This window comes from Pseudoalteromonas sp. SCSIO 43210, from assembly GCF_054133285.1.
The window spans coordinates 2,976,047-2,990,918 of sequence record NZ_CP087225.1 but is presented as its reverse complement, the minus strand read 5'-3'; the positions used below and the strand labels follow the sequence as shown (position 1 = coordinate 2,990,918).

The 14,872-nt window shown below is 37.9% G+C and carries 17 protein-coding genes and 2 tRNA genes; 7 read left to right on the top strand and 12 right to left on the bottom strand.

What is annotated here, in order from left to right; genetic code table 11:
* Window positions 1–141: 141 nt before the first annotated feature.
* The 3 genes from LOS73_RS12830 (at window position 142) to LOS73_RS12820 (ending at window position 2,695) form a co-directional block, all read left to right on the top strand.
* The gene (locus LOS73_RS12830) at window positions 142–555 is read left to right on the top strand and encodes a hypothetical protein (protein ID WP_007375701.1); all 414 of its coding nucleotides are present in this window, start codon (window positions 142–144) and stop codon (window positions 553–555) included.
* A 172-nt stretch (window positions 556–727) separates the two neighbouring features.
* Entirely contained in the window at window positions 728–2,131 is a 1,404-nt protein-coding gene (locus tag LOS73_RS12825; protein ID WP_457933781.1) for a M28 family peptidase, read from the top strand.
* Between the two features lie 117 nt (window positions 2,132–2,248).
* On the top strand, window positions 2,249–2,695 hold the full coding sequence (locus LOS73_RS12820; protein ID WP_008133649.1) for a DUF4826 family protein: 447 nt from the start codon (window positions 2,249–2,251) through the stop codon (window positions 2,693–2,695).
* Between the two features lie 62 nt (window positions 2,696–2,757).
* On the opposite strand, the gene LOS73_RS12815 is transcribed toward LOS73_RS12820, so the two are convergent.
* The 5 genes from LOS73_RS12815 to mnmA form a co-directional block, all read right to left on the bottom strand.
* Complete coding sequence (locus tag LOS73_RS12815; RefSeq protein WP_007375704.1) at window positions 2,758–3,216, bottom strand: GNAT family N-acetyltransferase; 459 nt, start codon at window positions 3,214–3,216, stop codon at window positions 2,758–2,760.
* Window positions 3,217–3,225: 9 nt separating this feature from the next.
* Window positions 3,226–4,371, bottom strand: coding sequence for a ribosomal protein uL16 3-hydroxylase (locus LOS73_RS12810; RefSeq protein WP_457933780.1), 1,146 nt, complete (start codon window positions 4,369–4,371; stop codon window positions 3,226–3,228).
* A gap of 88 nt (window positions 4,372–4,459) precedes the next feature.
* Window positions 4,460–5,830 (bottom strand): adenylosuccinate lyase, encoded by a 1,371-nt coding sequence (gene purB / locus LOS73_RS12805; RefSeq protein ID WP_033039868.1) that lies wholly within the window; start codon window positions 5,828–5,830, stop codon window positions 4,460–4,462.
* Window positions 5,831–5,861: 31 nt separating this feature from the next.
* A complete protein-coding gene (gene hflD, locus LOS73_RS12800) occupies window positions 5,862–6,464 on the bottom strand; it encodes a high frequency lysogenization protein HflD (protein WP_007375707.1) in 603 nt (200 codons plus the stop codon).
* Window positions 6,464–7,564, bottom strand: a complete 1,101-nt coding sequence (mnmA, locus tag LOS73_RS12795) for a tRNA 2-thiouridine(34) synthase MnmA (RefSeq protein WP_007375708.1) — start codon at window positions 7,562–7,564, stop codon at window positions 6,464–6,466. Before mnmA ends, hflD begins: the two co-directional genes overlap by 1 nt.
* 627 nt (window positions 7,565–8,191) lie before the next feature.
* Here mnmA and LOS73_RS12790 point away from each other — a divergent pair.
* Window positions 8,192–9,463 carry a diguanylate cyclase gene (locus LOS73_RS12790; RefSeq protein WP_457933779.1) on the top strand — a complete coding sequence of 424 codons (1,272 nt, stop codon included), beginning with the start codon at window positions 8,192–8,194 and terminating at the stop codon, window positions 9,461–9,463.
* A 160-nt stretch (window positions 9,464–9,623) separates the two neighbouring features.
* On the opposite strand, the gene LOS73_RS12785 is transcribed toward LOS73_RS12790, so the two are convergent.
* From LOS73_RS12785 to LOS73_RS12755, 7 genes are read right to left on the bottom strand one after another with little or no spacing between them, the layout of a single operon-like run.
* Entirely contained in the window at window positions 9,624–10,061 is a 438-nt protein-coding gene (locus tag LOS73_RS12785) for an NUDIX hydrolase (RefSeq protein ID WP_033039907.1), read from the bottom strand.
* Window positions 10,054–10,740: a pseudouridine synthase gene (locus LOS73_RS12780; RefSeq protein ID WP_008133661.1), complete on the bottom strand. Its 687-nt coding sequence runs from the start codon at window positions 10,738–10,740 to the stop codon at window positions 10,054–10,056. The genes LOS73_RS12785 and LOS73_RS12780 overlap by 8 nt, the downstream gene beginning before the upstream one ends.
* Entirely contained in the window at window positions 10,740–11,069 is a 330-nt protein-coding gene (locus LOS73_RS12775; RefSeq protein WP_007375712.1) for a TusE/DsrC/DsvC family sulfur relay protein, read from the bottom strand. The genes LOS73_RS12780 and LOS73_RS12775 overlap by 1 nt, the downstream gene beginning before the upstream one ends.
* A gap of 3 nt (window positions 11,070–11,072) precedes the next feature.
* Window positions 11,073–11,339, bottom strand: coding sequence for a DsrH/TusB family sulfur metabolism protein (locus LOS73_RS12770; protein WP_007375713.1), 267 nt, complete (start codon window positions 11,337–11,339; stop codon window positions 11,073–11,075).
* Window positions 11,336–11,692 carry a sulfurtransferase complex subunit TusC gene (gene tusC, locus LOS73_RS12765; RefSeq protein WP_024600506.1) on the bottom strand — a complete coding sequence of 119 codons (357 nt, stop codon included), beginning with the start codon at window positions 11,690–11,692 and terminating at the stop codon, window positions 11,336–11,338. The genes LOS73_RS12770 and tusC overlap by 4 nt, the downstream gene beginning before the upstream one ends.
* The gene (tusD, locus tag LOS73_RS12760; RefSeq protein ID WP_457933778.1) at window positions 11,689–12,042 is read right to left on the bottom strand and encodes a sulfurtransferase complex subunit TusD; all 354 of its coding nucleotides are present in this window, start codon (window positions 12,040–12,042) and stop codon (window positions 11,689–11,691) included. The genes tusC and tusD overlap by 4 nt, the downstream gene beginning before the upstream one ends.
* 55 nt (window positions 12,043–12,097) lie before the next feature.
* Entirely contained in the window at window positions 12,098–12,763 is a 666-nt protein-coding gene (locus LOS73_RS12755) for a Bax inhibitor-1/YccA family protein (protein ID WP_007375716.1), read from the bottom strand.
* Between the two features lie 251 nt (window positions 12,764–13,014).
* Between LOS73_RS12755 and LOS73_RS12750 the strand changes: the two genes are divergently transcribed.
* The 3 genes from LOS73_RS12750 (at window position 13,015) to LOS73_RS12740 (ending at window position 14,839) form a co-directional block, all read left to right on the top strand.
* Window positions 13,015–13,105: transfer RNA gene (locus tag LOS73_RS12750), tRNA-Ser, on the top strand.
* An 83-nt stretch (window positions 13,106–13,188) separates the two neighbouring features.
* Window positions 13,189–13,279: transfer RNA gene (locus tag LOS73_RS12745), tRNA-Ser, on the top strand.
* Between the two features lie 690 nt (window positions 13,280–13,969).
* Window positions 13,970–14,839: a LytTR family DNA-binding domain-containing protein gene (locus LOS73_RS12740; RefSeq protein ID WP_007375717.1), complete on the top strand. Its 870-nt coding sequence runs from the start codon at window positions 13,970–13,972 to the stop codon at window positions 14,837–14,839.
* The last annotated feature ends 33 nt before the right edge of the window (window positions 14,840–14,872 follow it).

Here is a 14,872-nt window from a genome sequence, read left to right as displayed (position 1 = left end):
AACTTTTTTATAAACACGTTCATAGTGTGCCACGAAAAATAAATTTTTAAATAGATTATTTTGCAGAACACATGTAATTTTACTTATTACTATAATAGTGTATTGGCAATTAACTGCTTAAGTATTATTCAAGGATTGAAAATGGGATTAATTCTAGGGCCAGCTGTTTTAGTATGGTTTGCAGTATTTATTTATTCTTTACAATTAGGATATGCGCTTATTTATAAAAATATGAGTGTATTAACGACAGTATCTACTTTTTTAATTAGTATTATTGGTATGCTGGCTTTTATTACGTATGGATATAGGCAGTTTGTAAACAATACCTCTGTTTGGGCATTTGAGATCCCAAGTTACTTTTTATTTAACAAAATTGCTTTTATAGGTGTATTAAGTGGTTTTTTACTTAACTACTATATTAATCCTGCAAATAATTCTGATTTTTTGAGCTGTTTAGCATTTGTATTAATATTTATGTTTTCTGTTGGTGTGCTTGCAAGCTTAGGAGGACATAAGGCGTTTTTAAAAGAATTTGGTATTAAAACCACTCATTAAAGTATACATAATCAGTTTTGGCCCAGTATCTATTGGAATTAAATAGCTTTTACTATCCGCGTAACCTCTTGTAAATGCGCTTTAGCGTGCTCCTTTCTACATCTACCTCAAATGTATTGCCATAAAATCTTAGTTAAGTAATGGTTACACTATAATAATTAGGAGCTACTAAATGCTTAAAACATCTTTGAAAATCACAACAACGTTACTTAAATTTACTGCAATTGCAGGCGCCTGCACACTTGCACTATCAGCACATGGGAAAACACAACTTCAATATACCGAACAGCAAAAACTACATGATATAGCAGCTAAAGTATCAGCCGAACGTATTGGTAGTGATATTCAAACGCTGGTGGATTTCGGTACTCGCCATACGCTTTCAGAAACTAAATCGGATACTCGAGGCATTGGTGCGGCTAGGCGCTGGATAAAAAAAGAATTTGAAAAAATATCCGCACAGTGTGGCGGTTGCCTAGAAATTATTGAAGTAAAGGACACTATATCGGGCGAAAAACGCATTCCTAATCCTATTGAAGTGGTTAATATAGTGGCTATTCAACGTGGGTCGAGCGAGCCGAATCGCATGGTGATGATGTCGGGTGACATAGATTCTCGTGTAAGTGATGTTATGGACTTTACGAGTGATTCACCTGGAGCAAATGATAACGCATCAGGCGTGGCAGGTGTAATAGAAGCTGCTCGTGTTTTAAGTAAATACAAATTTAATGGATCGGTAGTTTACGCGGCGCTTTCGGGCGAAGAGCAAGGTTTGTTTGGTGGGAAAATATTAACGGCTTACGCGCAAAAGCATGACTGGCAAGTTCATGGCGTTTTAAACAACGATATGATTGGCAATATTACCGGTATTAATGGGGTAACCGATAATACAACTGCACGTATATTTTCAGAAGGTACCCGTGTTGTAGAAACAAAAGAGCAAGCTAATACTCGCCGCTTTAGAGGTGGTGAAGTTGATTCTGCGAGTCGTAATTTAGCGCGCTACATAGATACTATTGCGGATAGATACATTCCTAATTTAGATACAATGCTTGTATATCGATTAGATAGGTTTGGCCGTGGTGGGCATCATCGTCCATTTAACGATGCAGGTTTTGCCGCAGTGCGTATTATGGAAACTAACGAGCATTACGATCGCCAGCATCAAGATTTACGCACCGAAAATGGGGTTGAGTATGGTGATACTATTGAAGGCGTTGATTTTGACTATACGGCCAAGTTAACTTCACTTAATGCGGTAACGATGGCATCAATGGCGTGGGCACCTGCACCGCCAAAAGAAGTTAAAATAACAGGAGCAGTTACAGCCGATACGTCGTTTTCATGGCAAAAAAGCAGTGATGAAAATATTGCGGGTTACAAAATTTATTGGCGTTACACGAGCGAGCCGCAATGGCAGTTTAGTAAATACGTTGGCAGGGTTTCAGAGTTCACACTTAAAAATGTAGTGATTGATAATTATTACTTTGGTGTAGCCTCTGTTAGTAAAGACGGTGTTGAGTCTCCAGTAGTTTTTCCGGGTGATGTAGGTTCGTTTGATCACAATATAAAATAGTAGTTTGGCTGAAAATTCAGCAAACAGAGCGCTTGAAGGTGTAAACGGCCATTTTATACTTGCACCTTATTTACTAAGCCCTTAGAGTGTAAAAAAAGAAGTAAAAGGTTATTAAAAATGCAGCAACAAGAAAAAAAACCGTTAACAGCACAAGAGCAAGCTTTAGCTGAGCAACAACGTGTTGCATGGCAGCGTGAATGTTTTCAGGCAGCGCAAAAGCACTTAGCTGAAAAGGGCATTATGCCAAAGTCAGTAGTTGATAAAGATAGCCGATTTTTAGCGCCACTTTGCGCAATGTGGAAATTTAAAGCACAAAATGGTAAAACATATTGGGTGGTAACAGGGCGGTTACCTACAGATCATGCTGAGGTTAGTGCGGCTACAGATGCCCGCGATGCAATGCGTTACTTTTCTTTGCAGTGGCAATTAAAAGCGGATCAAATTATGAGTACAGGCGCCCGTGACAAAACGCAGGTAGATTTTGCTAACTTACTTATAAATAGAGCACATGGCTTGTACGAAATGTATGAAAATGAACCTCTGTGGGCAAATGAGGCAAAGTAACTACAGCTTGGGTTAAGTAAAAAAGTAGAGGGTGATGGTTTATTTATTGCCCTTTTCTTAATCTAATGGACAAGTGTGAAAGGCGTTGTATTAAACGCCGAAACAGAGCATTGCATACGTTGCCTAGGAATTCCCGCCTCCATAAACACATTTCCTTGCTGAATAAAGCCATTTCGCTTAAAACGTTCTACTTCATCTAGAATACAATTAATACTGACAGCTTCTATCCCCTGATTTGATGCTAAATCAATAATGAAATTGAGAAGCGATTTATATACATTGCGGTTTCGGTGTGCGGGTAGTACAGCTATTCGACCAATTAAGCCATCAGTACATAATCGGCCTGTAGCAACGGGGCAGTGAGTGTCGTCTGTAACAAGTACATGCAACGCAAATTTATCTAGGCTATCAAATTCTATACGTTTAGGTATGTGTAATTCATAAACAAAAACACGCTCACGAATTAGTTGAAGCATATCCTTACGTATAGCCCATTCTACTTTATCAACTTGATAGCCCATGGCAAACTCCTAGTTAAACCAAATTCCCTCATTAACGAGTGTAGTAAAGGTTTGAATAAATACTAGACTAGGTTTTAAAAATTTTAACTGCGAGGCTTCAAACTCGATATCGTCAGTTAGTAGTTTCACCGCAGCTAAGTCAGTTAATAACACTGTGTAATTTTCGCCGTTTACACTTAACAAAATGTTTTCTTCAAGCAATTGATAAATAGCGCGTGTGCCACCTAAGCGTTCAAACACAATGGTGTTATTAGTTAATGCATTCGTTATTTGCTCAGCTGAAAATGGCTCTTCAGCAGGCGCTAAGTCCATTTCATGTTTAGGTTGGCTTAAGGTTGTTCCTAGCCATTGTTTGAATAACGTGTCGTTTTCAAGCAGTCCTTGCATTAATGTTTTAACTTTAGTGACTTCAATATTATTAAGCTCACCTTTAGATTCTCTGAGTGTGAGATTACCATCGGTGTAGCGTTTTTGACCGCTTTCGGTATCAATAATATGATCGGCGAAGCTCGACAATAAATCTTGTTGATTAGGGGCTCTAAAACCAACTGAGTAATTGAGTGCATTTTCTACAGCGTAACCTTCGTGAGGACACCCAGGTGGAATATATAAAATATCGCCGGGCTCTAATATGCAATCTATTACGGCTTCAAATGCTTCTACTTGCAGTAATTTTTTGTTTTGAGCAAACTGCTTAAGTGTCGGATCAGGCAGACCTACACGCCAATGACGTTTGCCTTCGCCTTGAATAATAAATACATCGTACTGATCTAAGTGTGGGCCAACACCACCATTAGGCGTTGAATAGCTGATCATTAAATCATCTATGCGCCAGTTTGGAATAAACCTAAATGGCTCTAGTAGTTGTGCAGCTTCGCTATGCCAGTGATCAACTGCTTGTACTAGCAATGTAGAATGATCGTCTGTTAACTGCTCAAAGTCTTCAAATGGACCTTGGTACGTTTGCCAATCGTTTTTATGATTGGTAATAATACGTGACTCTATGCTTTCTTCCATTGCGAGGCCGGCAAGTTCATTAGCATCAAGTGGGTCTTGAAAATCTGCAAAACCTTGTTTGATTAAAAGCGGCTTTTTTTGCCAAAAATGGCTTAAAAACTCTTGCTCAGACAAATTATTTATTTTTAATTGATACATACATCATGCCTACTAGTTAGTGCAATGGGGTTAAAACAAAAAAAGCGAAAGGATGAGCCTTTCGCTTTTTAAAAGAGTAATTTAGTTTTTAAACTAAGTCATCAATAAACTCAACAGCACGGCCAATGTAATTAGCAGGTGTTAGTTTTTTCATTTCTACTTTAGCGTGCTCTGGAAGGTCAAGACCATCGATAAAGTCAGCCATTATTTCTTGATTTACACGTTTACCGCGTGTTAAATCTTTAAGTTTTTCGTATGGCTTTTCAATACCATATTTACGCATCACTGTTTGAATTGGTTCTGCGAGTAATTCCCAGTTTTGATCAAGCTCGTCAGCTAAACGTTGCTCGTTTACTTCAAGCTTGCTTACACCTTTAAGTGTTGATTGGTATGCAATGATCGCATAACCCATACCTACACCTAAGTTACGTAATACCGTTGAATCGGTAAGGTCACGCTGCCAGCGCGATACTGGTAATTTTTGTGCAAGATGAGCAAAAATAGCGTTTGCTAAACCTAAGTTACCTTCTGAGTTTTCAAAATCAATTGGGTTAACTTTGTGCGGCATTGTAGATGAGCCAATTTCGCCGGCAATTGTTTTTTGCTTAAAGTGATTAAGTGCGATGTAACCCCACATGTCACGGTCAAAATCGAGCAAAATAGTGTTAAAGCGTGCAATTGCGTCAAACAACTCTGCAATATAGTCATGCGGTTCAATTTGTGTCGTAAATGGATTTAGTGTTAAACCTAAGCTTGATACAAACTTATCTGCGTGTGTATGCCAGTCGTAATCTGGGTATGCGCTAAGGTGAGCGTTGTAGTTACCAACAGCACCATTAACTTTACCTAACATTTCTACTTGTGCAATTTGCCCGCGTTGACGCTTTAAACGCATGTATACGTTAGCAAACTCTTTACCCATAGTTGATGGTGTTGCTGGTTGTCCGTGCGTACGAGTCATCATTGGGATTGCTTTGTACTCAATCGCTTTTTCTTTAATTGCGCTTAAAAGTTCATCGCAATAAGGAAGTAAAACGTTTTTACGCGCTTCGCTTAGCATTAAACCATGAGATAGATTATTAATATCTTCTGAAGTACAAGCAAAGTGAATAAATTCGTTAATTGCGTGAAGCTCACTGTTATCGGCGACTTTTTCTTTTAGTAGGTATTCAACCGCTTTAACATCGTGATTTGTCGTACGTTCAATGTCTTTAACGCGCTGTGCATCAGCTTCACTGAAGTTATCTACAATGGCGTTTAGAAGTGCATTAGCTTCTTCGCTAAATGCAGGCACTTCTTTAATATCGCTTGCTGCAGCTAACGCTTGCAACCAACGCACTTCAACAATTACGCGGTATTTGATTAAGCCAAATTCGCTGAAAATACTGCGCAGTTCAGTGGTTTTGCTGCCGTAGCGACCATCCACTGGAGAGATAGCCGTTAACGCTGAAAGCTCCATAATAACTCCTAAATTTTAGTTTGAACGATAGTTAAATTTTTGTTTTAGCAATGGCGAGTATTTTTCTTTTTGCAAAGAAAAAGTGACGGCGTTTACCGCCCATTTGTCGCCATAATACTGCACTTCTAATGCCGGCTAATAATAACGCACGGATTTTATTTTGAGTGAGCTGCTGTTTTAATAACTCGGGTTTACCATAAACCTGTATTCGGTGCCCAAGGGGGCTCAGCACCGACGAGTATATATCTGCTAAACCGGCAACAACGCTCTCGTCGGTAATAGCAAAGTGATCTAAACGACGATGAATATCATCAATTCGTTTACCTAATTCGTTTAAGCTTTTATCGTTTGCACTTAGCGCACGCTCAAGCTGCATTAAACCACCTACGTATTTTACTATTTCAACATCTTTTTGAGCGCCTGCGGTTAGCTGCGCCATTAATGTTTTATAGCCATCACGTAAGTTGTCAGTACCTTGGTAAACATCTTCTGGCGAAGCCGGTGATGTTTGAATAATGCTTGAAAGTAATACTTCTAAGTCGTGCTCATTATTACTGCCGTACTGGGCAATTTTTTGAACTTGCTTAGCTACTTGACACATGGCGGCAAGCGCCATGACTTGGTGTTCATTCATTACTTGATCACCGAATCAATAATACCACCGCCTAAACACACATCTTCTGCGTAAAATACGGCAGATTGACCAGGTGTCACTGCTTTTTGTGGCTCGTCGAACAATACGCGGGCCATGCCGTCTTCACCTACAAGTAGGGTACAGCTTAAGTCTTCTTGGCGGTAACGTGTTTTTACTGTGCAGCGAGTGGTACCTTTAGGACCAATGCGATCAACCCAATGCAATTGGTTTGCATTAAGACCATTACTGTATAGGCGAGGGTGATCTTTACCTTGGCCCACAATAAGTACGTTACGTTCTAAGTCTTTATCAACTACGTACCATGGTTCGCCAGAACCTTCTTTCATACCACCAATTAACAAGCCTTTGCGTTGTCCAAGTGTGTGGTACATTAAGCCTTCGTGCTCGCCTACGTTATTACCGTCAGTGTCTTCAATAACGCCAGGTTGTGCTGGTAAGAACTTTTGTAAAAAGTCTTTAAATTTACGCTCACCAATAAAGCAGATACCTGTGCTGTCTTTTTTATCGTGCGTGATTAGGTCTTGCTCTTCTGCTATGCGGCGTACTTCTGGTTTTTCGATATCGCCTACCGGGAATAACGTTTGGCCAATATGTTCATGGCTTAGGGTATATAAGAAGTAGCTTTGATCTTTATTGTTATCAAGTCCGCGACACATAACGTATTTGTCATCGCGAAGCTCACGGCGAACATAGTGACCCGTTGCAATAAAGTCAGCACCGAGTGCTTGAGCCGCAAATTCTAAAAAGGCTTTAAATTTAATTTCTTTATTACACATTATGTCTGGATTCGGTGTACGACCTGCTTTGTACTCTGCTAAAAAGTACTCAAATACGTTGTCCCAATACTCTGCTGCAAAGTTAACAGTGTGAAGCTCAATACCTAATTTATCACACACAGCTTGCGCATCTTTTAAATCATCAGCGGCGGCACAATATTCATCATTGTCGTCTTCTTCCCAGTTCTTCATAAACAGGCCTTCAACTTGGTAGCCCTGTTGTTGTAATAAATATGCAGATACAGAAGAATCAACACCGCCGGACATGCCAACAATGACTTTAATGTGACTATTTTCGCTCATGAATAATTTCGCTTATACAGATTGCTGTTAACTTGGAAAGGCCGCGATTATAGCATGTATTTTGTTTGTGCTTAAAGAGCGTAGGGCAGCAAAGACATAATTTGTCACTATTTTATTTGTATAACAAATAGCAAACTAGCCTTAAGAGCCGTTTGAGCGGACATAACTTCACGCATTAATTAGTGCCTGTTTACCTTTCGCGGTTGAATTTGAAACAGTAAATTGATTTTTAGGCAAGGTAACGCTTATGGTGTGTGGCTATTTCTTATAAATAAGCCATAACGTTGCATAAATACTAAACATTCGCGCCCTTTGGTTTGTCCGTGGGCAATCTACTCATTGTTAACGACGGATGTAGTATGTACGGTAACGATGGAGTAGATAACGCCTACTAGGCTAATACTTCGCGCGCTATTTAATTTCACTTATATAGAACAAATTTTAATCCTAAAGGTCAGCAGACACTAAGATTATTAGTTTTTTTCATGCAAATATTGAATTTTATTAATAGTATTTTCTTTTAAAACTACTTGGGTAAATATACACTTAGGAAATAGTAAATAGTTGATATTGTTTAAATAGTATCAGTTTTAGGGACGTTACCTATATAGTCAACGGAATGAATATATGAATTATGCTTATCAAATAAATGAGATAAAATCACTCGTAGAGCATTACACTCTAAAGTCTAGTTTTTCACCAAATGATTTATCAGCAAATACAAATACTGAATTTAAGAAAGCCGCTTATCATCTTTTCTATGAACTTATAAAACTAAAAAGCCTTCGTATTTATCAAGAACCAAATCATATAACTGAGTTATTCGGCCTCATTAAGCAATCATCTTTTCAAGATCGTATTGAAAAAAAAGCATTGGCTCACGTTGAATATTGGTGGCTTGAATGGTATTTCGCGTTAGAAATGGATGAAAAGATAAATACTGAAAAAAATAATACGGCAATGAGTTATTTATCGCAAAGTACACAGCATCCAATGCGTAAACATGAACTTAGCCACTACGCTAAATTATTCGCAGCATTACCTATGCCAGTGTGTAATGTATGTGCAAGAACTGGCGATATTTTAAGAGTAAATCAACGCTTTGTAGACGTTTTTGGTTATACGGTCAAAGATGTCCCCAACCTAAATGTTTGGTGGCAAAAAGCTTACCCAGATATCAAGTATAGGGAGTTCGTTAAAACACTTTGGGACAATTCTTTGCAACTAGCCCTGAAAAATAACAACGACATTCCAGCTAATAACTACCGAGTGTCATGTAAAAATGGTTCTCAAGTAATGATGGAGGTATCAGGAATTGATATTGGGGAAGAATTTTTGGCTGTTTTTAAAGATGCTACTGAGCGTTTACAAGCAGAAGATATACTCAGAGATATGGCTTTTTTGGATGCGCTGACGAAAATAGCGAATAGACGTCGATTTGACGAAAAGTTAACACATGAGTTTGAGCGTGCGAAGGCGTACGAAGGTTCATTGTCATTAATCATCCTTGATATAGATCACTTTAAAGAATTTAATGATTTATACGGACACGTAGCGGGTGATAGTTGTTTATATGATGTGGCTCAAAAAATAGCATCAACAGTGAGTCGCCCTGAGGATTTTGTTGCTCGCTATGGTGGGGAAGAGTTTATAGTTTTATTACCACAAACGGACAAGCAAGGTGCTTTGTTTATAGCTGAGCAGATACAAAAAGCGATAGAAAATTTAGCCATTGCGCATGAAGGTAGTTTTACCGGTTTTTTATCTGTAAGTATGGGTATAAATACAATAGATAAATGCACAGCTAGTGATGAGCTAAATTTTATAAAAGCAGCCGACAGCGCACTTTATTATGCAAAGAGACAAGGCCGCAATTGTATTGCTTTAAGTGCTAATTAAATAACCTGCATATTATTTTGTTTGGTATTTATGCTGCATTAGCGCCTATTTATCGGGGATAACCACGCACTACAGGCGCAGAGATACCTAAAAACTAAACATACGGCTGCAAACTTAACCTCGAGAGATAAACAGGCCTTAGGCTTAAAATAGTTTAAGCCTAATTGTATATAGTTTCGAGACTTAATATTGGCCGATTTAGACTATCATCAATACACTTTAAAACTAAGGGACTTCTGAGCGGTAGTGATTTTATTTGCTCATAGGTGTGCCAATTCGCGCTAATAATGTTGCTATCTAGCGGTTTTGGGACTGGTATATTCTGAGGTGCTTCAAATAAGAAGCAGAACCGTAAATAGTGCACTGCGTTATCGGCATGCAAATTATACACACCTAAAAAGCCAATAGGCTCAAGCGCTAAGCCTGTTTCTTCAAGTAACTCTCTGCTTGCAGCTTGTGCAAGTGTCTCATTTTTCTCTAAATGACCCGCAGGTTGGTTGTAACAAATTTGCTTTGTAAATTTATCGCGCTCTTTTACAAGTAAAAACTCATTTTGCTTTTTTACTATTGCTGCAACCGTAACATGCGGTTTATGCATCAACTACGCCCTTAATTACTTTGTATTCACCACAATTAATATCATCCAACGTATAGTTACCAATGCTATAGCGAATGAGGCGAAGAGTAGGGTGGCCAATATGCGCCGTCATGCGGCGGACTTGTCTGTTTTTACCTTCGTTAATGGTAATGCTTAGCCAAGTAGTGGGGATTGCTTTTCGTTCACGTACAGGCGGATTACGCGCCCAAATCGTAGGTTCATCAATTATTTTAACGTTAGCGGGGAGTGTAAGCCCGTCTTTAAGTTCTACGCCATTACATAAATCATTAATTGATTCACTCGTTGGTTCACCCTCAACTTGTGCCCAGTAGGTTTTATTCGTTTTTTTATCAGGAGCAGTTAAGGTGTTTTGTAATTTCCCACAGTTTGTTAAAAGCAATAAACCTTCACTATCTCTGTCTAACCTTCCTGCGGCGTATACTTCTTTAATCGGGATAAATTCTGCAAGCGTTTTTCTGTCTGCGTCATCTGTAAATTGGCATAGCACATCAAATGGTTTATTGAATAACACAATTTTTCTGTCTTTAGATGCTATTTGCGGCTTTATTTCTCTTTTACCAGATGGCGTTTTATTAAGTGCACTGCGAGAATAAGTACGCCCAGTACTTCTTTTAGGCTTGGCTTGTGTTGTTTGATTATTGCCTGATTTAGCTCTCATTATATGCACCTAGCTGGTTTTGGTAATCCAGCAATTTTTGTTGCTTGTTTAGCTGGGCCTTTAGGAAATAATTTATATAAATAAAGGCTATTACCTTTGTCCTCACCGAGTGCTTTAGCCATTGCTTTTACAAGCATTCTAATTGCTGGGCTGGTGTTATATTCAATGTAAAAATCACGAACAAAATTGATGACTTCCCAGTGTTGCTCACTAAGTGTGATGTTTTCTTGAGTAGCAATTACAGGCGCCAGCTCCTTTGACCATAAAGTATGGTCGAGCAAGTAGCCTTGTTTGTCGGTTTCAATCTGTTGGTTGTTAAATTCAAGCATGAGTTACCACGTAATTGATTGGTTAGTTGATAAAGTGAGTGCCACAAAGTCTTCATAGCTAATTGCTTTATCGTTATCTGCTAATTTTATTGCACGTACTTGCGCGTCTTGTTCAAGTATTAACAGTGTATCTGCAAACTGCCTAAATTGTTTTTTTGCAAAGCAGGCATCACCAACCAGCAAAATGCTATCGGTTGGTAAAATTAAATTTTCTAATTGATTTGCACAGTAGTAGTTAAGCGGCTTTGAAAAAATATGTAACGTGCTCATAGATTCACCACATGCTGCTGGGCTTTAATTAATGTTTGTTGTTGGCTAAAGTTGAGTGCTTTTGCCTCTATGAGTAAATCATGTTTATTTAGACCATAATCAAGCAATGATTTTTCACACACGTAAATGTTTTCAACATCGTAAATTTCGAGTGTTTTAATATTTTTAAAAAAGTCTTTTAAGCCAATATCATTTGGTTGCTGATGCTTTTTTAAAGCTAAAACGGCGGGGCCGCTAAACAACCAACTTACATTTTGGTCAACAGCAGCAAATATCAATGTCATATCAAGTGCATCACGAATATTTAAATCGTCAAATGGGCTGCACTGACTCATTACTAATACGTTTATCATTTAAATTGCACCCATTTATCTGCGTCGCTTGCAAGCATTGCAAATTCAGCTAACCCTGCGACTTTAAATACACCTGTGTTTTTAATATCCAACCCGCGCTTTTGCGCGGCGGTAACACACAGCATTAAATTTAGTTTTTGATCAGCGATTTGCTGCCAAAGTGCTGAAATTCGAAGTTCGTCTGAGGATAAATCAAAGTGTGTAGATGCATGATAAATACCTTGCTGGTATAAAAAAATAGCATCAATGGTATGCCCTTGGGCTAAACATGCATTCGCAAATTTAACTATGCGTTGCGTGGTATCGTGATCGGATGGTGGTGTATGTAATGAAAGAACAAAGCGTGCCAAAACAATTCCAATAAAAAAGCCCCAATAAAGGGGCTATTTTAACAGAACTATTTAATTAGTCATCACTTGCGCCAAGTAGAGCAAGCAAAGAGGTAAATAAGTTATATACGCTTAGGTATAAAGATACTGTTGCACGAATGTAGTTAGTTTCGCCACCGTTTATGATTCGGCTTGTATCAAATAAAATCAAACCAGACATAATCAGTACAACTGCTGCATTAATTACCATAAACATCAATGAACTGCCAATAAAAATATTAACGATGCTTGCTACAATTACAACGATTAAGCCAACAGTTAAAAAGCCACCCATAAATGAGAAATCTTTTTTAGTATTTAGTGCATAAGCAGACAAACCAAAAAAGATAAGCGCTGTAGAACCTAAGGCTTGCATAATAAGCATTGGGCCATTAGGTAATGCGGCATAATGGTTAAGCAATGGACCTAAGCCAGCCCCCATTAAACCTGTGAAAGCAAACACCCAAAATACACCAGATGCTGTATCTGCTTTTTTATTTACAACAAATAATAAACCGAACGAAACGAGTGTAAACACAATTCCCATAAAGTAAGGTAATTGTAGTGCCATTGAAATACCGGCTGTAACTGCGCTAAATGCAAGTGTCATAGCTAGTAAAAAGTAGGTGTTTTTAAGTACCTTGTTTGTTTCAATGGTAGACATTACCGGTTTCGCGGTATTGTACGATTGATTAAACGCCATTGTAGAGCTCCTTTAAGTGAAACGTGTGTGTTTCGATAATTTAACTAAAATTAGATTACCAACTCTTATATGTTTGGGCAAACCTTTGTAGATCAATAGAGTCAAATATTTAAATAAAAGTTCATTAGCGATTAAATTAAAAACACTTTGTCTTAACTTTAAACAAATTAATTGTTTTTTAAGCACTTAAACAATTAATTTAAAAAAAAGCTTCACAAAAGGGATGGGTTTCCCTATTATGCAGGCCGTGCGGAGAGATGGCAGAGTGGTCGAATGCACCGGTCTTGAAAACCGGCATGGGTTTATAGCCCATCTAGGGTTCAAATCCCTATCTCTCCACCACTTATTTAATAAGTGTGTGGTAATTAAAGTATCATTCATTTAAATAGTTATTAGTACACTCTTACTTTTAACTTAGCAGTATCGGAGAGATGGCAGAGTGGTCGAATGCACCGGTCTTGAAAACCGGCATGGGTTTATAGCCCATCTAGGGTTCAAATCCCTATCTCTCCACCATATAACAAAATAGCCCGCTAATTTAGCGGGCTTTTTTGTATCTATAGAAAACTAATACCAATCTGCTTATATATGGGGTCTATTTAACGTTAAGAAAATTACGCTAGAACTAGGCAAAAATTTTTATATCTAGTTGTTCTAAATAAAAAATTTTTAACGACGTTATAGTGCAATTTAATTCGTTAAATTGATCAAAGATTTATGCAGGTTGGTATAAAATTCATTATTGTTAAATAGAGTCTATATGGGCAGATTAGGGCCTTTTTATCTTTCGAGCTTGAATTTACAGTAGACTGTTTGGTTTTTGTTCAAGGCAGAGCCTATGTTATGTGGTTATTTCCCCATAAATAGGCGATAACGCAGCTCAAATGCCAAGCGTGCGCTGCTCTTGGGTTTGCCTACATATAGGATGTAGGTAAGGGGCGTGAGCAGGACGCGGATGTTTTACTCAATTTTTACTTATTTTTACATGAATGTAAGCCTGTAGGATAACGCAGGAGCAGTTACCAAGCCGACTAGGTATAAAAATTCGCCTAGTTATAGCGCAATTTCTTTATCGTTAAATAGACTTCGTATATAAGCTAATTGGTATTACTTATCATTTTATATTTACTGAGAAAATGAAACCAGTAATTAGCGATGAATTTGTGGTATTTTATTAGCAAGCGAGTTTTTAAAGGTATGTAAAATATGACGTTGTGGCTTAAAGATGATTTAGCGTCAAGAAAGTTGGTTGTATACAGGGCAATTTTATTTTCGATAGTAACTCTATTTATTCTATTCGTATTCCAACCTTTTGGTACAACCAACGATACTGAACCTTATAAATTACTCCGCCTTTCAGGTTACGGCTTAGTCACGTTTTGCGCTTTATTGCTTTCGGGTTTTATTGAGATCTTTTTAATTCGGTTAAATCTTAGCAATAAATTTCGAATAATAGTGACCCCCAGCCTTTATATTTTAATTACTGCTTTGTTTAACCACGGATATTTTGTTGTTGCTATGTTAGGGGCTTGGCATTGGCAAAACCAAATACTCTTCATTGTATATACATTAGCAGTTGGGTTATTCCCGATTAGTTTCATATTTGTTGTCAATCGTCATGCAAAGCATATGGTCTTAACAACTGAAAAAATACCGGTTGTTAAGACTAAACAGCGTGCTTGTGAAGAGGTAGAAAAAAATAATGTCCCCCCACACCGTCTAATAACACTTATTGGCGATAATAAAGGTGACAAGCTAACAATTGCGCTATCAGATATATTGTTTATTAAGTCAGCCGATAATTACTGTGAGCTCGCAACGATAGAAAACGATGTTGTTTCTCATAAATTGCTGCGTATAACGTTAACTGGTTTATTAAAACAATTACCCCAAAATACATTTTTATATCGCTGTCATCGGTCTTATGCAGTTAATTTACAATTAGTCGCAGTAAGTAAAGGGAATGCCGGAGGATTACAGTTATCGATGAACTCATTTGATTTCACAATTCCAGTTTCGCGAACTTATGTTGATGTCATTAAACAAGCCTTGTTGTTAACCCCTGATGTTTGTTGATGACCCCAAAAACATGTAGTTAGCACCTAAAAA